This is a genomic window from Vibrio sp. 2-Bac 85 (assembly GCF_037546705.1).
Classification (GTDB): Bacteria; Pseudomonadota; Gammaproteobacteria; order Enterobacterales; family Psychromonadaceae; genus Psychromonas.
Map to the genome: position 1 here is coordinate 35,993 of NZ_JALAAB010000014.1, position 26,047 is coordinate 62,039.

A 26,047-nucleotide genomic window follows, 5' to 3' on the forward strand; every position below is an offset into this window, starting at 1 on the left:
AATAGCATAAGTTAGACGCTATCGTGTAGTGACTTTAGTCCATTAAATATTCTAAGCCATAAACCAACTCTGAACGTTTAACAACTTCTTTACAGGCTAAACAAATACCTGGCATAAAAGATTCGCGATGCTGAGAGTTATGTTCAATTTTTAGGGTCTCGCTTAATCCGCCAAAAAACACAGTTTGTTGTGCAACCACACCAGGTAAGCGAATTGAATGTAATTTAACACCATTTAATTCAGCTCCACGTGCACCTTCAAGTAACTCTTTATCACTACAAGGTGTCGCTGCTTTGGTGCGCGCCGCTGCAATTAACTCAGCAGTACGAATACCTGTGCCCGATGGGCTTTCTTCTTTTTGTGGACTATGCGCTTCAATAACTTCTACATCAGGTAAATACTTAGCGGCTTGTACGGCAAACTTCATCATTAAGACCGCGCCTAGTGAAAAATTAGGTGCAATCAATCCACCTAATTGCTTTTCTTTTGCAAGTGCTTGTAATTCTTCTACTTGATGCTCAAGGAAGCCACTGGTACCAATAACCGGACAAGCACCCGCATTAAGAATCGTTTTAGTATTATTAAACCCTGCGGAAGCTGCTGTTAAATCAACAACAACCTGTGCGCCTGTTTGTTTAATCAATGCTGCTAAGTCATCACCAAAGTCACACGAAGCGACTAATTCTAATTCGCTGTCATTATTAACGGCTTTAACTGCTTCGCCACCCATACGACCTTTTGCGCCGTTTACAATTACTTTAACCATGATTCTTCCTTTACTACATTTATAGTTTTAAAAAATGATAACCAACAAACCCAACCCAACTTAGTGCTAATAAAGCCCAAGGTAACCAAGAGGTCGTTGACCTATTATCATTGCTACCGATATCAGACTCTGTCTCATTGCTGGGGACTTTTTTCTTTTTAGCTTTATCCACTTCACGTTGCTTACTTTTGGCAAGCTTTTTATATTCAGCGATGCCTTTTTGGATCCCTAACGCAATTAATTTAGTTTGCTCTTTAGTTTGTCCTGGCTTCTGAACTTTCTTTGCCATCGCCAGCGCTTCATCTTGGGTTTCTGGTGAGACCTGATGTTTATGCTTTTTAACCATTATTTTCTTCTTTGATTTTTGTAGAGCGTTTGATTGCTTTATTTTTAATATTCTCTAAAAAATTTTCAGGATCGTCATAGTCGTATTTGACTAAATGCTCGACTAATAATTTTGTGATTGCTTGTGTTTCACGTATTTCATCGCGGCTTCTACCACATCCGTAGCATTGGTCTTCGTCAGTAGTGCAGTCGCTGGTGCATGGGCTAAATTTCATTCTTTGTATCCTGTCTCTAGCTATTGGTAGATGGTTTAACCTAGATATTCGCGGAAATCGCTGTGTTATACTACTCTGCTTATCCGAAACTGAGGTTATTTAGCATTGATAATCTACCGATCTGTCTAGCCGATCGGATAATTGCTAACATCGGTTTTGATCAATTAATGACACATACTAACAATTTTAGAGAACGTATTCATGACTTTTAAAGTATTAATTATCCTACTGACTAGCGTTCTTGTGAGTGCTTGTTCCGATGCAACGGATCAGCTCGAAAAAGATTACGGTAGCGATAAAACAAGACCAAGGCAATTACCCGTTGAGGATGCTTTAGCCCAGCAATATCGTGAACAAGTCATGCCTATTCTTGAAAGTCGATGTGTTGTTTGTCATGGTTGTTATGATGCACCTTGCCAATTAAAGTTGTCATCACCCGAAGGTATCGATCGCGGAGCCAGTAAGCATAAGGTATACAATGGCGAGCGCCTATTGGGAGCACAACCTTCGCGTTTATTTGTAGACGCTCATGAGACAGATGAATGGAGAAAACAAGGTTTTAGTTCCGTATTAAACGAACGAGATCAAACACTACTTGCAAACTTGGAAGGTAGTGTTATGTACAAGTTGTTATTGCAAAAAGAGCAGCATCCACAGCCTCAAGGTATTTTACCCGCAGAATTTAATTACGCATTAAATCGTCAAGACCAGTGTCCTGATATCAATCAAGTAGAGGACTATAAAGAAGACTTTCCCTTAGCAGGTATGCCCTATGGTTTACCTAATTTGAGCCATGATGAATTTAAAACACTCGAACAATGGATTGGACGAGGAGCGCCCATGTCAGCCCCATTACCGCTATCCGCACAGCATCTTGCATTAGTTGCGCATTGGGAGAGAAAGTTAAATGGTAACTCGTTGAAAGAACAGTTAGTCGCGCGTTATATTTATGAGCATCTCTTTTTAGCGCATGTTTATTTTGATGCACAACCGATTAGTGTACAAAGCCCGCCACGTTTCTTTAAATTGATCCGTTCATATACGCCTTCTGGTGAACCAGTAAAAATCATTCCCACACGACGTCCCTATGACGACCCAAAAGTTGAACGTGTTTATTATCGCCTGATATTGGATAGAGCAACCACATTAGCTAAAACTAATTTACCCTACGCTTTTAATCAGAAACTAGAAAAAAAATGGGATAAATTATTCTATAACGCGAAATTTACAGTGAAAACGTTACCTGATTATCAAGACTTTAATCCATTTTTAGTGTTTAAAGATATCCCTGTTAGCACGCGTTATGAATTTATGCTTAAAGAAGCTCATTTCACGATTAGCGGATTTATAAAAGGGCCTGTTTGTCGTGGTCAAGTTGCAGTAAATGTGATTAATGATAAATTCTGGGTGTTCTTTGTTAACCCAGACATAAATGCAAACGCGCGAATAGATAATTTTGTTTACCAACAAGCTGAAAATTTAAGGTTACCTGCAGAATCAAGTAGTACCAACTTATCACTGACAGAGTGGTTATCTTATGCAGAAGGAAATACTGCGTACTTTAAAGCCAAGAGTAACTATATTAACCAAAATATGGATCATGAAAAAGGCCTGACTTTAGATGACATTTGGTCAGGCGATGAGAACGCGGCATTGACTATTTTTAGGCATATCGACAGTGCTACGGTGTTAAAAGGTGCGGTTGGCAAACAACCTAAAACAGCTTGGATAATTGATTACCCTATTTTAGAGCGTATTCACTATTTATTAGTGGCTGGTTTTGACGTTTATGGCAATGTTGGCCATCAATTGACCACGCGTTTGTATATGGACTTTTTACGTATCGAATCAGAAACAAACTTTATCTCTTTCATCCCCACTGAATTTAGAAAGTCGACCTTAGCAAGCTGGTATTTAGGTTCGACCAAGGAGTTGAGTGATTATTTAGAAGATAAAAGCTTATTTAATAATCGTCCTTCAGGTATCGATTTTGAAACACAATTTCCAAAGGAAGAGTTGTTAACTCGTCTTAAGCAATATGTGTATGAAGCTCCGATGCTACAGAAAAAAAATCAACAATATAGAATTCCAGAAGACGATATTGAATTAAAACGATTGAGCATGTTAGACAATGAAGTGGTATTAGCACTGCCTCAAGTTTCCTTTGTTCTCATTGAAGATCAAGATCAGGGCGATAGGGTGTATACATTATTACGTCATAATGAACATAAAAATGTTTCTAGCTTATTGAATGAGAAAGCAAATCGCTTACCTTTGCAAGATACCGCGGAGCTAATAAAAGGCTTTTTGGGGACTTATCCAGGTTTAATATTTAAAGTATCTGCACGTGATAAAAGCCATTTTGTTAGCGCATTTATTCAAGCTAATACTATTCAGAAATTTCAAGGCTTAATGACTCGTTATGGCGTGCGCCGAAGTAATCCCGCATTCTGGTCTGTGAGTGACAGATTACACCAATTATATTTACAGCAAGATCCAGTTGAATATGGCCTTTTTGATTATAATCGACTGATTAATAAATAATTTTTAATTGTCGCCTTTTTTATGTGCTGAATAACTTTATTTATTAACAAAGGATAACGTTATTAAATAAAGTTATTCATATTACGAGTGACGTGTTTGAAGTGTGTGCAGTGACTATTGTTGAAATTAGGTATGTGAAATTAAATGCCACAAAAATATTACTTTTGAGGTAATTTAAGAAATAAGCTGTTAGGATTTGATTTTATAACAATCCAAACTATGTTTGGTAGTCTAACAATCAATATATAAGGGTGGTTTATGCTCGAAATTAAACAACTTTTTAATGAAGCAAAAAAATTACCTGTTTTACCTGTTTTATTACTTGAGTTAATGGAAAGTTTTTCAGATCAAGAAGCAAGAGTGGAAGACATTGCTAAAAAAGTGGCAATGGATCAATCAATTAGTGCAAAAGTCATTCGAATGGCTAACTCTGTCGCTTATCGTCGTGGTAAAGAAGTAGAATCAATTGAGCAAGCAGTTATTCGTTTAGGACTTAACCAAGTTAGAAGCATTGTTGTTGCTGCAACTTTGTCTAATACTTTTCCTGATATTCCTGGGTTTGATAAAAATAAATTTTGGACCGATACCTTTACCACTGCCAGTATTGCAAAAGCCTTGGCTAAACATACTAAAGTGAATGTTGAAACCGCCTTTACCTGTGCAATGATGCACAATATCGGTGAACTCTTACTACAAATTTTAAAACCTGATGAATGTGCCTTGGTGGCATTAGCGGTTGAGTCTGGTGACCCTCGTTTGTCAGTACAGCGTGAAATATTTGGTTTTGATTACACCCAAGTGGGGGCTGAGTTAGCAAAACATTGGGACTTCTCAACAGTATTTTGTGATGCTATTGAACAGCAATTAGACCCGTTATCTTTCGAGCATCCGTCCGAAGGCGCTATTCTGATCCGTTTATCGGTATTCGCGGGTTTTGCATGGGGTGCAAACTTATCGCCAGAAATGATTGTTGGGCGCTTCCCTGAACCTTTAGTCGCTGCGGTACAGCTGAATAAAGATGGTTTAGTTGAAGAGTTTCAAGGCATGATTGAAGATGGACAAGAGTTAGGTCGTTTAATCGCTAATTAATCGATTAGATCAGCAAAGGGCCCCTCAATTAACAAGGGCCTTTGAGTAAGCAGCCCTTATCAAAGTTCTACGAATAAGAGCCTATTAACAAATAAGTATCTTGCCTATTCCCCTGTAAAAAAGTTAATAGCTTGATATAGCGTTTAGCTACCTCTTTAGCCTTAATAAGAACAGCATGTTCGTAATACGAATAATAGGTTTGAAAACTACCCTTGTAAGAATGTTTTAATGTTATCTAAATGACCTGCTCCATGCGTAATCTTATTGGCCTACCTTATTAATTAAAATAGCTCTGTGTTCACCAACCGGTTTGTAACTGACTAACTGTTAAATTAAATGTATTTTTTCGGAGCCTAAAAACCTGCTATTAAGTGACAAATTATTTTTTGTTGCATTAAAAAAGACTCCAAATTGACTCACACCGTAGCATGTTTAGTATGGAGTCAGTTATACTCTGGACTCTAATTTAAAGGGGAAAATATGATTTACAGCATGACGGCGTTTGCACGCAAACAATTAAAAGGTGATTGGGGTACAGCAGTATGGGAAATCCGCTCTGTGAACCAGCGTTATCTTGAGACATATTTTCGTTTACCAGAACAATTTCGTGGTTTAGAAACTAAATTAAAAGAAGCATTCCGTAAACGTTTAGAGCGTGGAAAAATTGAATGTAGTCTGCGTTTTGAAGCAAATTCGACATGTAGTACCTCATTATGTATGAACCAAGAGCTAGCAACACAATTGATGCAGAATGCACAATGGGTAGTAGAGCAAATGGGTTCTGGACAAGTGAACCCTGTGGATATTTTAAAGTGGCCGGGTGTAATGCAAGCACCAGAACAAGACGTTGATGCTCTTAGTGCAGAATTAATGGCAGGTTTTCAAATAACATTAAATGAGTTTGTTGATTCACGTGCTGCCGAGGGCGCAAATCTTGCTGTATTTATTGAGCAACGTTTAGGTAGTATTGCCGAACAAGCAGCTAAAGTGCGTGAGTTCATGCCTGCCGTACATGCTTGGCAAAAAGCACGCATTATTAAAAAATTCGAAGATGCCAAAGTTGACCTAGACAGTACACGTGTAGAGCAAGAGTTAGTATTACTTGCACAAAAATCAGATGTAGCAGAAGAGTTAGATCGCTTAGATTCGCATATTGCAGAGGCGCGTAACGTGCTTAAAAAAGGTGGTGCAATCGGCCGTCGTTTAGATTTTATGATGCAAGAGTTTAACCGTGAAGCTAACACTTTAGGTTCAAAAGCGATTAATACTGATATCACTGCTGCAGCCGTTGAGTGTAAGGTGTTAATTGAGCAAATGCGTGAGCAGGTGCAAAATATTGAATGATGTTTTAGTTCGTTTCTAGTCGTTCATTAAATCTTATTAAGCCCCGTATATCGGGGCTTTCTTGTTTTTATTGGTTCTGGAACTATCGTGGTAGTTCATGGTAGAGGGATGACACAAATGATGGCACGATTTCGTTCCATCATCATGGATGCAAACTTATGAGCTATAAATAAGCTGAAGCCTTTATGAGAAAGGGCGATAGAGCATTCATCTCGATTAGTTGAAGGCTTATTTTTTAATAAACGAAGTCAAATTTCATTACCTGCATTATCTGAGGATGTTTATTCAAGCTTTCAGGTAAGTTTGAGCAATCAAATCATGCAGTATTCTGAAATTGATTACTGAGAACATAGTATAAAGCTTAAGGTGAAGAGAGGCAGAGTAAGGTATATAATAGTAGTTATTTAAAAGCCCTATTAACTCATTAATAGGGCTTTTAAAGCGATGTTATTCACACAAGTTAGTTTATTAACTGACTTTTAAGTTTTCCACTGACCCTACTACTAGGCTTTCAAACAGCGCTGTAAAGTTATCTAAACCTTCATTGGCGATGTCGTCTGAAATAGTTAATGCAGGTAAGAAACGGATAACGTTGCCGTAAAAACCACAGGCAAGAAGTACTAAACCGTGTTGAGCGGCATTAGCAATAATATCTTGTGTTAGCTGTGTATTTGCTTGCTCAGGATCGCCATTTTTAACAAATTCAATCGCAATCATTGCTCCTTGATTTCTCACTTCTAAGATAGTGTCAGGATACTGTTGCTGTAATTGGCTGAGGCGTTTATTAAATAATTCACCAATCTCTACAGAGCGTTGTACTAGATTTTCTTCTTCAATCACTTCTAACACTGCTAATGCTGCTGCACAAGCGACAGGAGAACCACCATAAGTACCACCTAAACCACCTGGTAAAGGCGCATCCATTATTTCACTTTTACCAACAACCGCTGAAATAGGAAAGCCACCTGCAATACCTTTTGCCATAGTCATTAAATCAGCTTCCACACCAGAGTGTTCAAAAGCAAACATTTTTCCGGTACGGCCAAAACCTGATTGAATTTCATCGGCAATTAATACGATGCCATGTTGGTCGCAGATTTCACGTAGTGCTTGTAAAAACTCAGTTGGGGCAGCGTAAAATCCACCTTCGCCTTGTACTGGCTCAATAATAATAGCAGCCACATCTGTTGGGCAGATATCAACTTTAAATAAGTTTTGTAATGCTTTTAATGAATCTTTTACAGATACATCATGGCGCTCCATTGGGAACGGGGCATGAAAGATATCAGCAGGGAAAGGGCCAAATAAATTTTTATAAGGCGTTACTTTACCCGTTAAAGCCATGGTTAAATTAGTACGACCGTGGAAACCGCCATTAAAAGCAATAACACCTCGGCGTCCGGTATGGGCACGTGCGATTTTTACACAGTTTTCAACTGCTTCTGCACCTGTGGTGACAAAAATAGCTTTTTTAGGTGAGTTACCTGGCGCAGCTGCTGTTAATTTTTCAGCTAATGTTACAGCTACTTCATAAGGGTTGACCATGACACAAGTATGGCTAAATTTATCTATTTGTGCTTTGGCTGCAGCAACAACTTTAGGATGGCTATGACCAGTATTACAAACGGCGATCCCAGTACCAAAATCAATATAACGTTTACCTTCAACATCCCAGATCTCTGCATTTTTTGCATGCTCAACATAGACAGGATAAATATTGCCTTGGCCACGAGCGAAGACTTGTGCTTTTCTGCTTTGTAAACTTTGATTTGTCATAATAATTCCTAATATTTGCTATCAGCTTAATGGTTATAACCAAGCCACTTGAAGTGGTTTGGTGTATATAAATGAGAGTTAATAAATACTTTATTTATTTAAACCACCCATGCATAAATATTTTATTTCTAAGTAGTCATCTAATCCGTATTTAGAACCTTCACGACCACTGCCTGATTGTTTGATACCACCAAAAGGTGCAGCTGCATTTGATATCATCGCTTCGTTAATACCAACCATGCCATACTCTAAGCCTTCGGCTACGCGCCAAACTCGACCTATATCGCGAGAATAAAAGTAAGCTGCTAAACCCACTTCACAATCATTTGCCATTTCAAGTACTTGATCTTCATCGTCAAAGGCAATAATTGGAGAAACAGGGCCAAATATTTCATCTCGTGCAATGGGCATATCATTACTTACATTAGTTAATACCGTCGGCTGATAGAAAGTATTGCCAGCACTGTCACGCTGGCCACCTAATAATACTTTTGCACCTAATGCGACAGAGTCAGTTACTAATTTATCAACACCATCAACAGCATTTGATGAAATCATTGGACCAATTTGAACACCATCAGTCATGCCATCGCCAATTGTTAGGCTAGCCACTGCTGTTTTGAACTTTTCAGTAAACTCTTCAAGCACACCGTTTTGTACAAAAACACGATTTGTACAAACACAAGTTTGACCCGCATTGCGATATTTAGATGCCATTGCACCTTCTACGGCGGCATCGATATCAGCATCGTCAAATACGATGAAAGGGGCGTTACCACCTAATTCCATAGAAACTTTTTTAACGGTTGAAGCACACTGTTCAATTAATAGTTTTCCAATTGCTGTGGAACCGGTAAAAGTAAATTTTGCAATATCTGGGTGTTGAGTTAAGACTTTACCCATACCTGCAGCGTCCTCCCCAACAACTACATTGAATACGCCAGCGGGAATACCTGCTCTTTCAGCAAGCTCTGCCATCGCTAATGCTGACAGCGGTGTTAATGTTGCAGGGCGAACCACAAACGTACAACCTGCCGCCAATGCTGCCGCTGCTTTTCTTGCGATCATTGCATTAGGGAAGTTCCAAGGTGTAATAGAAGCAACAACGCCAACGGGCTGTTTTACGACAACAATGCGTTTATCGCCTGAAGGAGCAGGGATAGTGTCGCCATAAACGCGCTTACCTTCTTCTGCAAACCATTCAACAAATGCCGCGCCGTAACCAATTTCGCCCTTTGCTTCTGCAAATGGTTTGCCTTGTTCTAAAGTTAAAATTCGTGCTAAATCATCTTGATGTTGAATCATTAAATTGAACCAATTACGCATCAAAGTACCGCGTTCATTAGCTGACTTTGCAGACCATTTTTTTAGTGCATTCTTTGCCGCTTTAACGGCCAACTCTGTTTCAGCGATACCTGCATTACAAACTTGAGTTAATACTTCACCAGTGGCTGGGTTCGAAACATTAAAAAATGATTCACTGCTATGCCAACTACCATCGATATATGAAAAGGTTTTGAGTAATTGATTGTCTTTTATCTGCTGCATGATTATCTCCAATTTGATGACACATTTTGAAAGCGTTTTATAAGTTTGAGCACATCTTTATTGAGGCTATTGAATAACAATTTTATTTGATGTTAAATACAAAACATTAAACAATAAGTTTGGGGCTGGTAAAACTTTGAATAAGACTTCTATAATTCCTAAAACCATCGCAGAGTATGATTTACGCTTATTACGGATTTTTGTTGCTGTGGTTGAAAATGGGGGATTTGCAGCAGCTGAGTCCGCACTCGGTATCACTCGATCAACTATTAGTGTGCATATGTCTTCTTTAGAAGAACGAATGAAACTCAAGCTTTGTTTACGTGGTCGAGGTGGGTTTTCACTGACAGAGGATGGTTTGGTTGTGTACCGGGCTGTTATAAATTTATTTGAATCGTTAAATGATTTCTCTTTGTTAGTGGGTACCTTGAGCCGTGAATTAAGCGGTGAGCTAGTGATTTTATGTGCAGATCAGTTAAACCAATCTAGGCAGGATAAACTGGCTGAAGTGGTGCAACTTATTCATAAAAACTCTCCTAATTTACATCTTGTTTTAGACAGTGAACCGATCGCTAATATTGAAAAATCATTACTAAAAGATAAAGCACACATCGGTTTATATCCTAATTATCAACAAATCGAAGGTCTTCATTACCAATACCTTACTAGTGAAGCTGTTTATCTTTGTTGTAGTAAAAAACATCCATTTTTTACTAAAGTTGATACTTTAATTAGTGCTGAAGAGTTAGCTACAGTACCCGCTATTCATCCTGGAATGGACGTACATCCCTCTGGTATCGAGCAGTTGAAAAAACTAAACCTTGCCGCTAAGTCTTATCAATTTGATACTAGGAAAGCGATGATTTTATCCGGTTGTTATATTGGCTTTATGCCCCAAAGCTATATTCAAAGTGAGTTAAATCAAGGAGAAATAAGAATTATTCAGCCTAGTGAGCTTACTTATCAATTTGACCTATCATTGGTTGCGAAAAAGTCACCAAGAGAAGCTAATAAAGTTAAATTATTAACAGAAATATTTAATCGCATTTTTTAATCATTTTTAAATCGAAGGAGGAGTATTATTTATATCGGTCTATCTTTTGGGAGAATAACTGGTTAATCCCTCATAAACTAGTATCTACAATGGCACTAAAAAAAGTCAAAAGACCGATAACTACAAATCGAAATTGCTTGTAGAGGGAAACAAGCACATATCTCGTCCACTATTCTGTGATAGATCTTCTAAAAATCTACAAATCACTAAAAAATACATAATTACTTAAAATAAAACGAACCTAGTCACAAAAATGTAACCGGTTACTGTAATCGGTTTCTGTAACCGGTTACATTTGGTTGTGAGCATAAATATGATAACTAATTCTTAATATAAACATTCAAATATAAGGTAAATATTATGACTAAAATTCTACTTTGCTGTTCTGCTGGTATGTCTACTAGCATGGTTGTTAAAAAAATGCGTGTCGCTGCTGATAGCAAAAATATTGACGTTGAAATTAATGCAGTAGGTTCTGAAGAGTTTGATGCAAATGTTTCGGAATATGACTGTTTTTTATTAGGCCCTCAAATTAAATATAAACTAGAAGCTTTTAAAGCGAGAGTCGATGGAAAGCCTATCGCGGTAATAAATCAAATGGATTATGGCATGATGAAGGGCGAAAAAATATTAACAGACGCCCTCGCAATGATTAAATAAGAGGGCTATCAGATGTTTAACAAATTTTTTGAGTTTTTAGAAAATACACTCACACCAATCGCTGGGAAAGTGGCATCACAAAGACATATTTGTGCAATCCGTGATGGATTTATAGGGGCGATGCCATTTATGATCGTAGGGTCATTTTTATTGGTGTTTGCATTTCCACCTTTTTCCCCGGAAACAACATTGGGGTTTGGCCAATGGTGGTTAGGTTTATCACAGCAATACTTCAATGAGATAATGACACCTTTCCAAATGACCATGGGTATCATGTCATGCTATATCTGTACTTGTATTGCTTACAATCTAGCGACACATTATAAATTAGATGGCTTGTCTGTAGGGATGCTGTCCTTGATGACTTTCTTATTAATTTCTGCTCCCATGGCGGATGGAAAATTACCTGCATCATTTTTAGGTGGAACAGGCATATTTAGTGCGATTCTTATCTCAATAGTAGTGACTGAGTTGGTGTATTTTCTAAACCGTAAAAATATTGGTTTTAGAATGCCAGAACAAGTGCCTGATAAAATTCGAGAGTCGTTTAATTTACTGATTCCTGCACTAATCATAATTTTAACCCTCTACCCATTAAACTTATTAGTACAAAATCAGTTTGATATGATCATTCCGGGGGCAATCATGGCTTTATTCCAGCCATTGGTGTCTGCTTCAGATACGCTTCCTGCTATCTTATTGGCAGTGTTAGTGGCACACGTACTTTGGTTTGCCGGTATACATGGTGCTGCGATAGTTGGTGGTATTATGGCACCATTCTATCTTTCTAACTTAGGGGTCAATCAAGAAGCCTTAGCTGCAGGGCTTGAATTACCACATATCTTTATCGAATCTTTCTGGTCTTTCTTCATTATTATTGGTGGCTCAGGGGCAACTTTTGGCTTAGTATTATTATACCTCAGAAGTAAATCTGCTCACCTTAAAGCAATCGGTAAACTAAGTTTTGTTCCTTCATTCTTCAACATTAATGAGCCAGTTATTTTTGGTACACCATTTGTGATGAATCCGATCATGTTTATCCCATTTGTTGGCGTGCCAATGGTCAATGCGATCATTGCTTACTATGCATCAAGTTGGAATATTGTTGGTAAAACTATCTCATTAGTTCCTTGGACAGCACCTGCTCCTATCGGGGCCGCATGGGGGGCTGGATGGCAAGTTAATAATGCAATATTAGTGTTTGTTTTAATCGCTATCAACATGGTGCTTTATTACCCATTCTTCAAAATTTACGAGAAGCAACTTATCTCTGAAGAGACTGCTGAAGTTGAAGCTAAAGAAAAAGCTATAGCAGGTTAACACTGATAGTTAGCCAATAATTTTTAACTAACAATTAATCATTACCCTGAAACACAAGAAGCTACTAGAAGCTACTAAAGGTAGCTTCTTAGTAGAAAGTGGAGTTTTAACATGGATTTAGAAATGACTGTGATGGAGTTAATCATCAATGCAGGCGAATCAAAAAGTTTAGCGATGCAAGCTTTGATATCAGCTAAAAAAGGTGAATGGAATGTTGTTGACAACTTTCTTGCTCAATCGACGGAAGCATCAAAGCGTGCGCATAAAGTGCAAACTGAGCTTATCGGGTTGGATGAAGGTGAGGGTAAAGTGCCGGTAAATTTAATCATGGTGCATGCACAAGACCATATTATGACGGCCATGTTGGCACGTGAATTAATCGAAGAATTAATTGATATCCATAGAAAGCTTAAATAGTGATTAACAAGCGAGTAAGAATCTAATAATAAGCGAATAGCTAGCTAAGCCATTCATATTTTAAGTTGTAGAAATGATGAGGAGTTTGTATGACAAACCTTAAAAATTTCCCAAGTGATTTTTTCTGGGGAGGATCGACTTCTGCGTATCAGGTTGAAGGTGCCTGGGATGAAGATGGAAAAGGTCCCTCTGTTATTGATATGAGTAATGTCGTTGAAGGCACAACTGATTTTAAAGTCGCAAGTGATCACTATCATCGTTATAAAGAAGATGTTGCATTATTTGCAGCGCTAGGTTTAAAAGCTTATCGCTTCTCTATCGCTTGGACTAGAATTTTTCCAACAGGGGAAGGTCAGGTTAACGCAAAAGGTCTTGAATTCTATAATAACTTGATCGATGAATTAATCGCTAAAGGTATTGAACCGATCGCGACTATGTACCATTTTGACTTGCCTTATGCATTACAAGAAAAAGGGGGGTGGTCAAATAGAGCGTCGGTGGATGCTTTTGCATTTTATAGCAAAACCTTGTTTGAAGCTTTTGGTGACCGCGTTAAATATTGGTTAACTATTAACGAACAAAACATGATGATCCTACATGGCGATGCATTAGGCACTAAGCATGTTGATGCAACTAACCCAATGAAAGATTTATACCAACAAAATCACCATATGCTGGTGGCACAAGCAAAGGCGATGTCACTCTGTCATCAACTGTTACCTAACGCAAAAATTGGTCCTGCACCCAATATCTCGGCCATTTATCCTGCATCATGTAAACCCGAAGATGTATTAGCTGCGAATACTTTTTCCGCTGTGCGGAACTGGTTATATCTTGATATGGCGGTTTATGGTCGTTATAACGCTACGGCTTGGCGTTTCCTTGAAGAACGAAGTGCTGCACCAACTATCAGCGAAGGTGATATGGAAATATTAGCTTCAGCTAAACCTGATTTTATTGCTTTTAATTATTACAACTCACAAACCGTGGCTGAAAGCTCTGGTGATGCAAGTGATATCAACTCTACCGGCGATCAACAAATAACTATTGGAGAGGTTGGTGCTTATAAAGGGGTTGAAAACCCTCATTTAGTCAAAAACGAATTCGGATGGGAGATTGATCCCGTCGGTTTCCGCACCACCATGCGTGAAATTTATGAGCGTTATGCGTTGCCGTTAATTATCACTGAAAATGGACTTGGTGCTTTTGACCAAGTAGATGAAAACGGTGAAATTAATGATGATTATCGAATTCAATACCTGAAACAACATATCGAGCAAGTTCAACTTGCTATTACTGATGGTGTTGAGGTGTTTGGTTATAGCCCTTGGTCAGCAATCGACCTGATTAGTACTCATCAAGGGTGCTCGAAACGCTATGGCTTTATTCATGTAGATCGCGATGAGTTTGATCTTAAAGTATTAAAACGCACTAAGAAAAAAAGCTTCTATTGGTATCAAACCCTTATTTCCAATAACAGTTTATAGAAAGGCAGGCTCGATTATGTTGAGTCTGTGACTTATCACAAAATTATAATTAATAGGAATCTACAATGAAGTTTGCTCATGATTTTTTATTTGGTGCCGCGACCGCTTCTTATCAAATAGAAGGCGCTTGGGATCAAGATGGTAAGGGCCCAACAAACTGGGATGAATTTACTAAAATACCCGGAAAAACCTTTGAAGGTACTAATGGGGATGTGGCGATTGATCATTATAATCGCTACCAAGAAGATATAGCGTTAATGGCTGAAATGGGGTTGGAATCTTATCGATTTTCTATTTCATGGGCGCGTATATTTCCACAAGGCACTGGTGAGGTAAATCAAAAGGGTATCGACTTTTATAACAACATTATTGATGAATGTTTAAAATATGGGATCGTACCTTTTGTAACGCTTTATCATTGGGATTTGCCATTACCGTTAGAGAAAAAAGGGGCATGGTTAAACAGAGAGACTGGTGAAGCTTATTTGGAGTTTGCAAAACTTTGTTTTGAAGCATTTGGCGATCGCGTTAAAAACTTTATTACTTTTAACGAAACGTTTGTATTTTGTAACTTAGGTTACTTATCGGGTGCACACCCACCGGGTATTCAAAATGATCCTAAAAAATACTTCCAAGCAATACATAATGTTTTTTATACCCATGCTCAAACGGTTATTGCATATAAAAAGCTGAATCAGTTTGGTGAAATTGGATTAAGTCATGTATTTAGCCCTGCTTTTAGCGTAGATGACTCAGAAGAAAATCTGTTTGCTACGGAGCATGCTAACCAATTTAACCTAAACTGGTTCTATGATCCTATCCTATTAGGGCATTATCCTGAGTATGTTGTTAAACAGTTAACCGCAGAAGGTCACTTACCTGACTGGACTACAGAAGAGTTAGCCATTATTAAAAAAGCAGCGCCTTTAAACGACTTTATGGGATTAAATTATTACCAACCGATGCGTATTGAAAAGATTCAAGGTCAGTTCGAAGGGCATGTTATTACACGTGAAAACTCTACCGGTGCACCTGGAAATCCAAGTTACGATGGGGTTTATCGTACGGTGAAGATGGCTGATAAAAAATATACTAAGTGGGACTGGGAGATTTCATCGCAAGGATTTATTGATGGCCTAGATATGATCAAAGAAAACTATGGGCAAATTAAATTATACATTACTGAAAATGGTCTCGGTGATGAAGATCCAATCATAGAAGATGTGGTATGTGATATACCACGAATTAATTATATCAAAGAGCATTTAAGTGCAGTAAAAGAAGCGATCAGTCGTGGGGCTCACATTAAGGGTTATTATGCTTGGTCTGCCATTGATTTGTTGAGTTGGTTGAATGGCTATAAAAAGCAATATGGTTTCATTTATGTAGACCATAAAAACGGTTTAAAACGAGAAAAGAAAGCCTCCTTCCATTGGTATAATAGTGTGATTAAAAATCGCGGAGAAGACCTTTAACACTCTGAGCTAGAGCTTAGCTTTAAAGCATATTTTAATAAAGCTAACTATAGTAGAGTTTAAATAATGCCATATCAGCTTTAACATGACTGATATGGCATTATTTTTTGTTCATTATTGTGTCGAAGAAGTGTTTTTACATTATTAATATTAATGAAGGGACTTTTTGATATTGCGGTAATGATGATCTTGCGTTTGCTTAGTTCTTCGCTGTATAAACTGACGATACAGATTCACGTTCAATAAGTTGACCTTTATATTGATAAGAGTGTGTCGGTTTTGTTTCGTCACACAGGGTTATTGCTAATTCTATAGCTTGCTTGGTCATGGCTGTAATTGGTAGCCCAACGGTGGTTAATCTTGGTGTGAAAAACTCAGAAACAGGGTCGTTATCTATGCCGGTAATAGAGACTTGTTCGGGGACGTTGATACCCGCTTCGGTTAATGCTTTTAAAGCGCCTAATGCCATACAGTCATTAAAAGCAACAATAGCTGTGAAAGTAATGCCTTCATTTAATAACTCTTTACAGGCTTGATAGCCGCTTTTCATATCGTAAACTCCGTGCTTAACAAGGTCATTTTTAAAATCGATACTAGCTGCCTGTAGGCTATTTTTATATCCGTTAAGACGAGCTTTCCCGGTTGGATTATCCATATGACCAGTAATACAGGCAATTTCTTGGTGTCCCTTTTCGAACAAGTGATCCATTAGAATGGTTACCGCGGCTTCTTGTTCAAAAGAAACTGAATGAAAGCATTGCTCTGGCATATTACGATTTAATACAACAATGGGAATAGTTAGTTGCTCATGCAAGCGTTGTATGTGTTCGTCAGTCAAAGTACGACTATAAAGAACAACCGCATCACACTGCGCTTCCAGTTGTAAAATCACTTCATATTCGTAATCTGGATCGTTATGCCCATCGGTAACGATTAATTGTTTTTTTGCAAATTCTGCACTGGCAGCTGCTTGTTTAAGTAGCAAACCAAAATGGATGCCATCAAAATCTGAAACTACTAAACCAATCGTATGTGTTTTGTTGGTCGCTAATGCTTGGGCCAACCTATTCGGTCTATACCCAAGCTCTTTCATGGCCGAAAAAACATTCTCACGAGTTGACTGCTTCACCTGACCTATCCCATTAATTACACGGGATACGGTTGCTTTAGAGACTCCAGCTAGCTTGCATACGTCAAGGATCGTGCTCATTAATATTCCTAAAATAGACTCGTATAAACGACAGATATTATATCCTAATGAGTAATCATAACGCATAATTATCACCAATGTAACCGGTTACTTTTTTTTGATAATTATTAGAAAAGTAGACTCAAGCATCATTTCACATTACCTTATCTCGTGATAATCGAGTGCAATACTGTTAAATATTCAAATGTTATAGTTTTTACATCGTTTAGTGTTCGGTTTAGTATTACTAGTTTTGTGTGGTTCAAGATATTAATTATTGACGCTATGACAGCTTATTAGGACGTGATTCAGTTCGGAAATACGTTGAATAATCAGGTTGTATCGATTTACTTATTCTAAATTTAGATTGAGGATGATAGTCATGCTTATTTTTCTAGCGCATACAATATTCCACTTTTTAGTTTTCTGTCTGTATTTAAAATAAAAGCCCCAACTTAATGGGATCACTCCACACTGCATATAGGGGCTTTATCTTTTCTGATCAGGAATTTAACGTGACCAATTGGTTTTGCTGAGTTCGACTATTTCATTACCTTTACCATTAATTAACGCTTTCATCATATAAACGCTAAAACCTTTTGCCTGTTCAAATTTAATTTGTGGTGGCATGGCAAGTTCTTGTTTTGCAGTATCAACTTCAAGCACTACAGGCCCAGAGTGTTCCATCATTTCAGCCATTGCTTGGGGTAGCTTTTCTGGATTACTAACATGGATCCCTTTTAGGCCACAGGCTTGTGCTATTTTTGCAAAACTTGGATTATCTAAATCGGTATCATCTGACAAGTAACCGCTAGCTTTCATCTCCATCGCAACAAAACCTAATGAGCGATTATTATAAACAACGATTTTAATTGGTAGGTTGAGTTGTTTTAGCGATAACAGATCACCCATTAACATCGAGAAACCACCATCGCCACACATTGCAATTACTTGACGGTTACGGTCTAAGGATTGTGCTCCCATTGCTTGTGATAAGGCATTTGCCATTGAACCATGATTAAATGATCCAATTAAACGGCGTTGACCATTCATCGATAAATAACGAGCAGCCCAAACGGTTGGTGTTCCCACATCACAGGTGAAGATAGTATTGTCAGCAGCTTGTTCATCGAGTAGTCGCGTAAGGTATTGAGGGTGAATCAAGTTATGTGAGGTTTTGCCATTAGCCAATAAATCGAGGTCCTTTCGGGACTCTTTATAATTTTTAACACATTTTTTTAAATGGGTGCTATTGCGGCCATCTTTAATATGCTCAAGTAATGAGGTCACAGTATTTTTAGTATCTCCTAGTACGCCAAAATCAATTTGAGCATGTCGTCCCAGTGATGCGGGTTGGTTATCTATTTGTAGAATAGTGGCATTTTCTGGATAGAAAGCTCGATAAGGAAAGCTGGTACCGATCATTAATAACGTATCTGCTTCTTGCATTGCGTGATAACCCGATGCAAAACCGATAAATCCAGTCATTCCAACATCATAGGGGTTATCATATTCAAGAAACTCTTTACCGCGCATAGCATGTACTATTGGGGCTTGTAGTTTCTCTGCTAAAGCAATAATTTCGTCATGCGAGCCTTTACACCCTGCACCACACAATAAAGTTAACTTTTTACTTTTATTAAGGTGTGTTGCTAATGTTTTTATATCATCTGTATCAGGGGTGTAAGTTGCTAGTTTGGGTACGTTCCATTTTGCTTTAGTTAATTCTGGCATTGCTTTGAGCGCAATATCTCCGGGTAGAACAAGCACGCTTACATCATTATGCAAGATGGCTTGGCGCATAGCTGTTTCGAGTAAATACGGCATTTGTTCTGGATTAGAGACTAACTCACAAAAAACACTGCATTCTTTAAATAATTCCTGGGGATGTGTTTCTTGAAAGTAGTTACTGCCTATTTCAGAAGAGGGGATATGGGCAGCTATAGCCAATACAGGGACTTTATTTCGATGGCAGTCAAACAAACCATTGATTAAATGTAGGTTGCCGGGACCGCAAGAACCTGCGCAGACGGCCAACTCTCCTGATACGTGTGCTTCTGCACCTGCGGCAAAAGCAGCGGCTTCTTCATGGCGTGTTCCTAACCATTCGATAGAGCCCATTTTTCGTAAACTATCACTTATTCCGTTGAGTGAATCGCCAGTTACACCCCAAATTCGCTTTACACCAGCTTGTTCAAGGGTTTGAGTAATAAAACTTGCGATACTTTGACTCATATTTAGATACTCCTTAGTATTAAATTTGATGATGTTGAAGTTACGTTAATGATATTTTTGTGTGTATAAAAAATGATCATTCAATAATCATCCTCTTGAGAGTCTTAGTTCACAATGATGAAGGGAAAGTTTCTTGTAATATTTTGTTATAAAAAATAAATTTATATAAGTAAAAGGAATATAAAAAAGAAATATGAATAAAGTAATCTGCTGAAAATAGAGCACTTCTGCATTAGACCTTTGCAAAGGTAATAAGTAATTTTGTGCGACTTCTATTTCAAATTGATTCATGTTCCCAAGCCAGCGTTCGAGCATAGCTCGAGTAGAGAGCCTATATTTTGGGAAATAAAATTTTTTAAGTAAATATATCATTGAAACTATTAGCTATTTTTGATTGGCCCTGTGTGTATTTTAATTTTTATATGATGAATTTGAGGTTAAAAGGTTTGAGCGTTTTGCAAAACTAAGCCGATCTATTATTGAAAGATTTAATATAATACTTGAAGCGTTACATTGGGCTTTTTTGTTAATGCTTTTTGCTTTATATTTAACATTCTTGCCGATTGTTTAAGCAATTGGTCATCGATACCCTTTCTCCTGAAATGCACTGTATGTGAGTGACTATTTAGGAGCACTCAATGCGCTGCTAAATAAGAGAATTCCTCTGTGATAATGACAATTAAACCTTTTTTTCTATTGCTAATAAGCTGTTTTTTATTAATGACAGGTTATGGGTTAAGCAATATTTTGTTACCTGTTCGAATGCAAAGTGATGGCGTTAGCCTGAGTAATATTGGTCTTGTTTTATCAATGCTGTCGGTGGGATTTTTACTGGGTGCGGTTTATAGTCGTAAGTTATTACAACGTGTTGGCCATATTAGAATATTTGCGATGTGCGGTAGTTTAACCTCGGTTGCTATTTTAGTGTCTGGTTTGTTTCCTGATCCAATTGTTCTAGGTGCGATGAGGATCTTAACGGGATTCTGTATCGCTTGTACCAATGCGACGTTGGATAGCTGGCTAAGTTTTAGTGCAACTGAAAAAAATCGCGGCAGAATACTCTCTATTAATCAGATGGTGGTAATGAGTGCGCTATTCTCTGGGCAGTTTTTATTAAGCATTGCACCTATCGATCAAATGACGTTATTTGTTGTGTCAGGGGTTTTATTTAGCTTAGCGATAACGCCAATTGTGATTAGTAAACAGCAGGGGCCTAAGATTGAAGATAGTGAATCGATGTCTTTGCTTACTATTGCAAAACTTTCACCACTAGGGGTCGTGAGTTGTTTTTATTGTGGTGTTCTGTACGCTGGTTTATTAAATATGTTGCCTATCTTTGCCAGCGATAATGGAATTAAAGATCTTAATCTATCCATTTTTATGGGAGCAGCAATACTAGGAGCCATTCTATTACAGTTCCCTATTGCTTACCTTTCTGATCATTTTGACCGACGTAAAATTATGCTCGGTATGGTCACAACTATTATTTTAGCAGCGCTATGTATCCCTTTATTGCTCTCATTAAATATGTTCAATTTAAGCTTATTTTCAATTGCGTTGATCACTGGTGTTGCTGCTTGTTTGTATCCTATGAGTATGTCTGAAACCTTTGATAAAGTATTAAAAGAGCAAATTTTAGCGGCAATGTCTTCGTTATTAGTGATTTATGCATTTGGCAGTATTCTGGGGCCTTATTTAGCGTCGGCCGCAATGGGCGCATTTGGTAGTAATGCATTATTTACTTTTATTATTGCGGTTGCGGTTACGTTATTAGTTTTTATATTAGTCCGCATGCAACAACGTTCTGCTTTACCGCAAGAAGACCAAGATCATTTTGTTATGCAGACGCCAGCAGGTGCGGTATCAGCACTGGATCCACGCATCGATTATGCTGAACCAGCCTATAAGCCAAGTGCTGAAGCCGAAGTCGCCGTTAGTTTAGCGACTAAAAATCCCGGCGCTGCCGTTAATATGGCTAAAGCGCTGGCTTTAAGAGACCCACATAATGCGTCCAATTTAGCAGCGGCCTTAAGTACTATTGAAGAAATCAATATTGGTAAGTTATATGCTGCGATCAGTACCGCTGCGCCTGAAATGGCTATTCATATTGCCGAAGCATTAACCACTGCATCGCCAGAACAAGCGGAAGAATTGGTTGACTGGATAAGTGCAAATCATCCAGATCAATTCACTAATATTATTGTCGCTATCGCTAATTCGATGCCAGATAATGGTATTCGAGTGATGGAATTAGCGGCTGAAAATATGTCCGGTGAAGATTCGTCAGACTTGTTAGAAATGACTGAGCAATATATGACTGAGTTTTCTGATTCATTAGATGAAATGCGTCCAGTCGATAGAAGTGCAGCAGCTTCACAGGAAACGGCTACTGAATTGTATAGTCGCTTAAGTGATGTTTCACCTGAATATTCTGCGGAATTAGCGCTGACCGTTTCTGAGGCGTTACCTGAATCGTCTAATGCTGTCGCAGAAGCTTATGTTAATAACTTAATGGACACAGATAATGAGCAACAAAGCGAAGCACAACAAGCGGAAGATATTGAGGAAGCTGTCAATGATTATTTGACTCAAGTAGTTGAGAATATTCCTGAATATGCAGTTGATGTTGCGAGTACCTTTATTGACTCTGTACCTGAAGTTGCTTCTGAAATGGTAGAGTTATTACAAGATTCTGAGGCGGTTGATAGTAGTGATTTAAGTGCGTCTGTTGACGACAAACCAGAAGAAGATACGTTACAAGAGCAGCTACTAGAAGCCGTTATTACGCAAACGGATAAACCGAATCAGGAGCCATAGAGTAGAAGGATAGAGCGAATTTTCAAAAGATAAAAAAAGAGTCTATTGCAAAGTAAAAGACTCTTTTTAATAATTTATATTATTCGCTTTTTATTGACCGTTAAGTTTAAGTGCTGAGAATGTCACACTACTGTAATTACCGTCTTTCTTATCTTTAGCAAAGTCACCAGTACCTTCACAGCCTGTTCCCCAAACTGCATGTTGATCACTCACACTACATTGTCCATAAGCGCCTGCTTTGAAGTAGAAATCATCTTCTGCATAACCCTGGGCATGATCTTTGTCATCGTATGCTTTGCTTAAGTCAATATCGTAGCTTACAGGTTTGTGACGAGCCGTCTCAAAGGTTAAGTGCATTATTGTGCCTTCAATATTTACTTTATAGCTAAACTCTTCACCTAAAGCGATGCCTGCTTTACCCGGCTCTGCTTGGTTTTCCCAAGTATTGCCCCAAACAGGTAATGAAATATCCATACGATTAGGATCTTTCTTTTCTAGGTTTCGTTCATAGTTCCAAAAAACAGAACCGTATTGGTGCCCTGGGAATTTTTTGAAGAAAATTTTCAGTGGTTCATTACCGTGACCAAAACCTGTTTTTGCTTTGATTAACTGGTCGTGTTTCTTGGCATGAATTTGGCCAACAACAACTGAATGGGCTGGTGGACGCTCTGGATGTTTTGCATTTTCTGCGACATGGTTAACTTTAACTGTTGCTTCTAAAGTACCGCCAACAGCACTATATTCTTTAGCTTGTGGATGACTGCTTAGTGCCCATTGGTTAAGTTTGTCTGAGGTGTCTATGGAAAAGTCAGCACCACGAGGCATCTGACGTAATTCAGAACGAGCATTTTTTGAATTTTTAGTGGTGATCGCTTGGTTTTGTACTTCAAAAACCATGTTGTTATCTTTGTCTAAAAAGAAAAAGTCTTGATGCGCATAACTTAACATTGCAACACCTTCAATTTCATCTACTCGACCATCTTGGTTGATATCTGAAGGAATAGTGATTTTCCAATTGCGCATGTCAAATTTGTCAGCAGGTACTGCGTTTGCAACGCCATTATTAGCAACATCTGCGAGTGTTAATGTAGGTAAAGCAAGCAACATTGAACCAGCAAGAATAAGTGTTTTTTTCATTTTCTAATCCCTTTTTACGATTGTTATATTGTAATACTATATTAATTAACTATGCATCATAGGGAGACATTATCTGAAAAGAAGTACAGATGATAAAATGTGTATTATTGATCACATACTAAAAAACAGAACTTATGCCGAGATCAAATATTCGTATCGATTTTTGATTATTTCAGCTTCTTGAATTCAACTATTAATATTTTTTTATTTCCTTTAAAAGCTATTTTTATGGTGTTCATTTTTAATCATGGCTTAAATTTTTTGCTTTTTCTAAATCAAATTCTTTTAAAGATTTTCTTGCGAGTTGCCTAAAAGGTATCGCTTTAACTATCTCTTCAAAAGGCTGTATTGCAAATGCCCAAAATATAGAAGCGTCGAATACAAAAATAATAAGGGCACAGAGTGGAATGGAGATAAGCCATTGACCGGTAAAATTGATTTTGAAAACAGCGGTTGTTTTACCTAATGCACGTAACACATTGCCATGTACTGTGTTGTAACCGCGAACTATCGGTAAAAAGATGTAAAGAGGAGCAATCACTGATAATGCTTGGTAGGTTTCTGCATCTAAATCAGGGTAAATATTTGCAATGAATAAGCTGATCCCTGCAAAAAAAATGGCACAGAGGATGGAAATCAGGACTGCAATATCAATACTTTTATCAACGTTTTTAGCTAGATCATCCATTTTACCTGATCCGATTGCTTGGCTTACTGTAATGGCTGTTGAATGTGACCATGCGGCAATAAACTGAGTACCCGCACGGATCCATGGCATCATTAATGTAATCGCTACATAAGCATTGATTTCAAGTTGAGAGTACAGCAACTGATACACTGTAATGCCCATTGCCAGCACCATTACATTGGCGGCAACGGGAAATATCTCAATAAAGTGTAGGCGGATATTTCGTATCATTGATACGTCTTTAACGGGTAAAGTAATCGTTATCTGCTTGTTTAAGTACATATACAGAGCCAGGTAAATAAGCCTCACGGTGATCGCCATCAGGCTACCAATCGCTGCACCTTGAACGCCCATGCCTTCTAAACTAAGGTTATTTGTGAATTGATAGCCGTGTATAAAGAAATACGAAAGCAATGCGTTGATAGGCAGTTCGATAAGGTAACCCTTAAAAGGTACCTGGGTTTTACCCAAGCCATTAAAGAGTGCGATGATCACTTGCGTGAGTGCTGTGAATATAACAATATATTTGGCGATATCTAAGTAGTTGGTGATCTCTTTATGCAGGGTTATGTCACTCGTAATCGCTTGAATTAATGTTTGATCAAAACATGTTAAAATCACCCAAAACATGACTGAAATGGAAGTGTTAATAATCAGTCCTGATACAAATGCTCTTGATAGTGAAGCATTATTACCAGAACCTACTGCACGACTCAATACCAATTGAGTTCCATTGGCTAATGCCATTTGAATACCAAGAATAGCCGCAATAATAGCTGTTGAAATACCCATAGCAGCAAGAGGAAGCTCCCCTAATGGGGAGATTAATAATGTATCGATCATTAACATCGACTGCATTAGTAACCCATTTAATGCTAATGGCCATGCAAGAGATAAATTTTTCTTAATATAAGACTGCTGAGACACAATTAAACCTTTATTTCAGAATGATTAATAGAGCTGGTTTTGAATGTATTGTAATACAATTAAGTTTATGAATCTTTAGGCGTCGACGCAATTTTTAAAGTTAGAATATTTTCACCTTCTTATATTTCCTTATATCTTAATCGTATTATAAGTGGGTGCTTTATTTTGTTTATTTATTAGCAATTAATAGGAGCATATAACAATGTGTTGAACGACCGTTCTTATTTGGCTATATTGGTAACTACAGATACTCAGTATAATTATAAATTGTTATTTTGAAATTGAGTATGAGCTAAATATAGAGGTTGTTATGAGTAATAAAATTCAGATTGATGTCGTCTCAGATGTTGTTTGTCCTTGGTGTATTATTGGTTATAAAAACTTACAAAGAGCAATCGATGAGTTAGAGATAGCAGATAAAATTGAACTGCAATGGCAACCGTTTGAGTTAAACCCTAATATGCCTGCAGAAGGACAAGACTTAAGGGAGCATGTTGCAGAAAAATATGGCTCTTCCGAGGAAGAAAGTAAGCAGTCACGTCTTAACATTGCTCAACGCGGCGCAGAAGCAGGTTTTACATTTAATTTTTTTGATAAAATGAAGATAGTAAATACACGTGATGCACACGTATTGCTTGAATATGCACATGAGCAAGGCAAGCAAACAGAATTCAAGTTACGTTTATTTAGTGCTGCTTTTACTGATAAAAAAGATGTTTCTAATCGTGTCACATTACTTGAAGAGATTGCTCAAGTTGGTTTAGATGTAGAGCAAGCGAAGCAATATCTAGAGAGTGAGACACAGCGTGAGCAGATTATAGAGCAAGAAGAATATTGGCAACGGTTAGGGATTTCTGCTGTGCCTGCTGTGGTCTTTAATCGTCGTAGTGCTTTATCTGGTGCACAACCCGTTGAAGCCTACAAACAAGCTTTAACCGAGTTATTAGTAGATCAACAACAGAACTAACATGCTGTTCGTTGTGTTTATCAGTGTAAGTTTGTATTAATATAAAG

At 37.9% G+C, this 26,047-nt stretch carries 20 protein-coding genes; 11 read left to right on the top strand and 9 right to left on the bottom strand.

Annotation, left to right across the window (positions count from 1 at the left end; all coding sequences use genetic code 11):
* Positions 1 to 34: 34 nt before the first annotated feature.
* From dapB to MT390_RS14205, 3 genes are read right to left on the bottom strand one after another with little or no spacing between them, the layout of a single operon-like run.
* Positions 35 to 766 (bottom strand): 4-hydroxy-tetrahydrodipicolinate reductase, encoded by a 732-nt coding sequence (dapB, locus tag MT390_RS14195; protein WP_499441805.1) that lies wholly within the window; start codon positions 764 to 766, stop codon positions 35 to 37.
* 19 nt (positions 767 to 785) lie between these two features.
* Positions 786 to 1,112 carry a DUF2956 domain-containing protein gene (locus MT390_RS14200; protein ID WP_499441807.1) on the bottom strand — a complete coding sequence of 109 codons (327 nt, stop codon included), beginning with the start codon at positions 1,110 to 1,112 and terminating at the stop codon, positions 786 to 788.
* Positions 1,105 to 1,326, bottom strand: coding sequence for a DUF1289 domain-containing protein (locus MT390_RS14205; RefSeq protein ID WP_166372853.1), 222 nt, complete (start codon positions 1,324 to 1,326; stop codon positions 1,105 to 1,107). Before MT390_RS14205 ends, MT390_RS14200 begins: the two co-directional genes overlap by 8 nt.
* A 201-nt stretch (positions 1,327 to 1,527) precedes the next feature.
* On the opposite strand from MT390_RS14205, the gene MT390_RS14210 reads away from it, so the two are divergent.
* The 3 genes from MT390_RS14210 to MT390_RS14220 all read left to right on the top strand — a co-directional run bounded on the left by MT390_RS14210 (position 1,528) and on the right by MT390_RS14220 (position 6,303).
* Positions 1,528 to 3,870: a fatty acid cis/trans isomerase gene (locus MT390_RS14210; RefSeq protein ID WP_499441809.1), complete on the top strand. Its 2,343-nt coding sequence runs from the start codon at positions 1,528 to 1,530 to the stop codon at positions 3,868 to 3,870.
* Between the two features lie 258 nt (positions 3,871 to 4,128).
* Positions 4,129 to 4,959 carry an HDOD domain-containing protein gene (locus MT390_RS14215; RefSeq protein WP_499441811.1) on the top strand — a complete coding sequence of 277 codons (831 nt, stop codon included), beginning with the start codon at positions 4,129 to 4,131 and terminating at the stop codon, positions 4,957 to 4,959.
* A gap of 480 nt (positions 4,960 to 5,439) precedes the next feature.
* Positions 5,440 to 6,303: a YicC/YloC family endoribonuclease gene (locus MT390_RS14220; protein WP_299666223.1), complete on the top strand. Its 864-nt coding sequence runs from the start codon at positions 5,440 to 5,442 to the stop codon at positions 6,301 to 6,303.
* 468 nt (positions 6,304 to 6,771) lie between these two features.
* Here MT390_RS14220 and gabT read toward each other — a convergent pair whose 3' ends face one another.
* Positions 6,772 to 8,079 (bottom strand): 4-aminobutyrate--2-oxoglutarate transaminase, encoded by a 1,308-nt coding sequence (gene gabT, locus MT390_RS14225; protein WP_499441813.1) that lies wholly within the window; start codon positions 8,077 to 8,079, stop codon positions 6,772 to 6,774.
* Positions 8,080 to 8,169: 90 nt separating this feature from the next.
* Positions 8,170 to 9,627: an NAD-dependent succinate-semialdehyde dehydrogenase gene (locus MT390_RS14230; protein ID WP_499441814.1), complete on the bottom strand. Its 1,458-nt coding sequence runs from the start codon at positions 9,625 to 9,627 to the stop codon at positions 8,170 to 8,172.
* A 136-nt stretch (positions 9,628 to 9,763) separates the two neighbouring features.
* Here MT390_RS14230 and MT390_RS14235 point away from each other — a divergent pair, with 136 nt between their 5' ends.
* From MT390_RS14235 to MT390_RS14260, 6 genes are all read left to right on the top strand, one after another.
* Entirely contained in the window at positions 9,764 to 10,681 is a 918-nt protein-coding gene (locus tag MT390_RS14235) for a LysR family transcriptional regulator (RefSeq protein WP_166372867.1), read from the top strand.
* A 360-nt stretch (positions 10,682 to 11,041) separates the two neighbouring features.
* Complete coding sequence (locus tag MT390_RS14240) at positions 11,042 to 11,341, top strand: PTS sugar transporter subunit IIB (RefSeq protein WP_166372868.1); 300 nt, start codon at positions 11,042 to 11,044, stop codon at positions 11,339 to 11,341.
* A gap of 12 nt (positions 11,342 to 11,353) precedes the next feature.
* Positions 11,354 to 12,661: a PTS sugar transporter subunit IIC gene (locus MT390_RS14245; RefSeq protein ID WP_499441817.1), complete on the top strand. Its 1,308-nt coding sequence runs from the start codon at positions 11,354 to 11,356 to the stop codon at positions 12,659 to 12,661.
* Between the two features lie 111 nt (positions 12,662 to 12,772).
* Complete coding sequence (locus tag MT390_RS14250; protein ID WP_499441819.1) at positions 12,773 to 13,078, top strand: PTS lactose/cellobiose transporter subunit IIA; 306 nt, start codon at positions 12,773 to 12,775, stop codon at positions 13,076 to 13,078.
* 89 nt (positions 13,079 to 13,167) lie between these two features.
* Complete coding sequence (locus MT390_RS14255) at positions 13,168 to 14,565, top strand: glycoside hydrolase family 1 protein (RefSeq protein ID WP_499441821.1); 1,398 nt, start codon at positions 13,168 to 13,170, stop codon at positions 14,563 to 14,565.
* A 65-nt stretch (positions 14,566 to 14,630) separates the two neighbouring features.
* Positions 14,631 to 16,040: a glycoside hydrolase family 1 protein gene (locus MT390_RS14260; protein ID WP_499441822.1), complete on the top strand. Its 1,410-nt coding sequence runs from the start codon at positions 14,631 to 14,633 to the stop codon at positions 16,038 to 16,040.
* Positions 16,041 to 16,239: 199 nt separating this feature from the next.
* Here the strand turns inward: MT390_RS14260 and MT390_RS14265 are convergent, their stop codons facing one another.
* Both MT390_RS14265 and poxB read right to left on the bottom strand, forming a co-directional pair.
* Positions 16,240 to 17,250, bottom strand: a complete 1,011-nt coding sequence (locus MT390_RS14265; RefSeq protein ID WP_499441823.1) for a LacI family DNA-binding transcriptional regulator — start codon at positions 17,248 to 17,250, stop codon at positions 16,240 to 16,242.
* 489 nt (positions 17,251 to 17,739) lie between these two features.
* Positions 17,740 to 19,464: a ubiquinone-dependent pyruvate dehydrogenase gene (gene poxB / locus MT390_RS14270; RefSeq protein ID WP_499441825.1), complete on the bottom strand. Its 1,725-nt coding sequence runs from the start codon at positions 19,462 to 19,464 to the stop codon at positions 17,740 to 17,742.
* A 672-nt stretch (positions 19,465 to 20,136) separates the two neighbouring features.
* On the opposite strand from poxB, the gene MT390_RS14275 reads away from it, so the two are divergent.
* Positions 20,137 to 22,281, top strand: a complete 2,145-nt coding sequence (locus MT390_RS14275) for an MFS transporter (RefSeq protein WP_499441826.1) — start codon at positions 20,137 to 20,139, stop codon at positions 22,279 to 22,281.
* Between the two features lie 90 nt (positions 22,282 to 22,371).
* Here the strand turns inward: MT390_RS14275 and MT390_RS14280 are convergent, their stop codons facing one another.
* Positions 22,372 to 23,418, bottom strand: coding sequence for a polysaccharide lyase family 7 protein (locus MT390_RS14280; RefSeq protein ID WP_499441827.1), 1,047 nt, complete (start codon positions 23,416 to 23,418; stop codon positions 22,372 to 22,374).
* A gap of 241 nt (positions 23,419 to 23,659) precedes the next feature.
* Positions 23,660 to 25,015 (bottom strand): MATE family efflux transporter, encoded by a 1,356-nt coding sequence (locus MT390_RS14285; RefSeq protein WP_499441885.1) that lies wholly within the window; start codon positions 25,013 to 25,015, stop codon positions 23,660 to 23,662.
* A 328-nt stretch (positions 25,016 to 25,343) separates the two neighbouring features.
* On the opposite strand from MT390_RS14285, the gene MT390_RS14290 reads away from it, so the two are divergent.
* Positions 25,344 to 26,000, top strand: coding sequence for a DsbA family oxidoreductase (locus tag MT390_RS14290; protein ID WP_499441829.1), 657 nt, complete (start codon positions 25,344 to 25,346; stop codon positions 25,998 to 26,000).
* The last annotated feature ends 47 nt before the right edge of the window (positions 26,001 to 26,047 follow it).

Bases quoted from the DNA above. Each gene is read 5' to 3' on its own strand.
- MT390_RS14275 (WP_499441826.1), top strand. From the start codon at position 20,137: ATGACAATTAAACCTTTTTTTCTATTGCTAATAAGCTGTTTTTTATTA.
- MT390_RS14265 (WP_499441823.1), bottom strand. From the start codon at position 17,250: ATGAGCACGATCCTTGACGTATGCAAGCTAGCTGGAGTCTCTAAAGCA.
- MT390_RS14290 (WP_499441829.1), top strand. From the start codon at position 25,344: ATGAGTAATAAAATTCAGATTGATGTCGTCTCAGATGTTGTTTGTCCT.
- MT390_RS14200 (WP_499441807.1), bottom strand. From the start codon at position 1,112: ATGGTTAAAAAGCATAAACATCAGGTCTCACCAGAAACCCAAGATGAA.
- MT390_RS14205 (WP_166372853.1), bottom strand. From the start codon at position 1,326: ATGAAATTTAGCCCATGCACCAGCGACTGCACTACTGACGAAGACCAA.
- MT390_RS14220 (WP_299666223.1), top strand. From the start codon at position 5,440: ATGATTTACAGCATGACGGCGTTTGCACGCAAACAATTAAAAGGTGAT.
- MT390_RS14280 (WP_499441827.1), bottom strand. From the start codon at position 23,418: ATGAAAAAAACACTTATTCTTGCTGGTTCAATGTTGCTTGCTTTACCT.
- poxB (WP_499441825.1), bottom strand. From the start codon at position 19,464: ATGAGTCAAAGTATCGCAAGTTTTATTACTCAAACCCTTGAACAAGCT.
- MT390_RS14255 (WP_499441821.1), top strand. From the start codon at position 13,168: ATGACAAACCTTAAAAATTTCCCAAGTGATTTTTTCTGGGGAGGATCG.
- MT390_RS14250 (WP_499441819.1), top strand. From the start codon at position 12,773: ATGGATTTAGAAATGACTGTGATGGAGTTAATCATCAATGCAGGCGAA.
- MT390_RS14230 (WP_499441814.1), bottom strand. From the start codon at position 9,627: ATGCAGCAGATAAAAGACAATCAATTACTCAAAACCTTTTCATATATC.
- dapB (WP_499441805.1), bottom strand. From the start codon at position 766: ATGGTTAAAGTAATTGTAAACGGCGCAAAAGGTCGTATGGGTGGCGAA.
- MT390_RS14260 (WP_499441822.1), top strand. From the start codon at position 14,631: ATGAAGTTTGCTCATGATTTTTTATTTGGTGCCGCGACCGCTTCTTAT.
- MT390_RS14215 (WP_499441811.1), top strand. From the start codon at position 4,129: ATGCTCGAAATTAAACAACTTTTTAATGAAGCAAAAAAATTACCTGTT.
- MT390_RS14240 (WP_166372868.1), top strand. From the start codon at position 11,042: ATGACTAAAATTCTACTTTGCTGTTCTGCTGGTATGTCTACTAGCATG.
- MT390_RS14210 (WP_499441809.1), top strand. From the start codon at position 1,528: ATGACTTTTAAAGTATTAATTATCCTACTGACTAGCGTTCTTGTGAGT.
- MT390_RS14245 (WP_499441817.1), top strand. From the start codon at position 11,354: ATGTTTAACAAATTTTTTGAGTTTTTAGAAAATACACTCACACCAATC.
- gabT (WP_499441813.1), bottom strand. From the start codon at position 8,079: ATGACAAATCAAAGTTTACAAAGCAGAAAAGCACAAGTCTTCGCTCGT.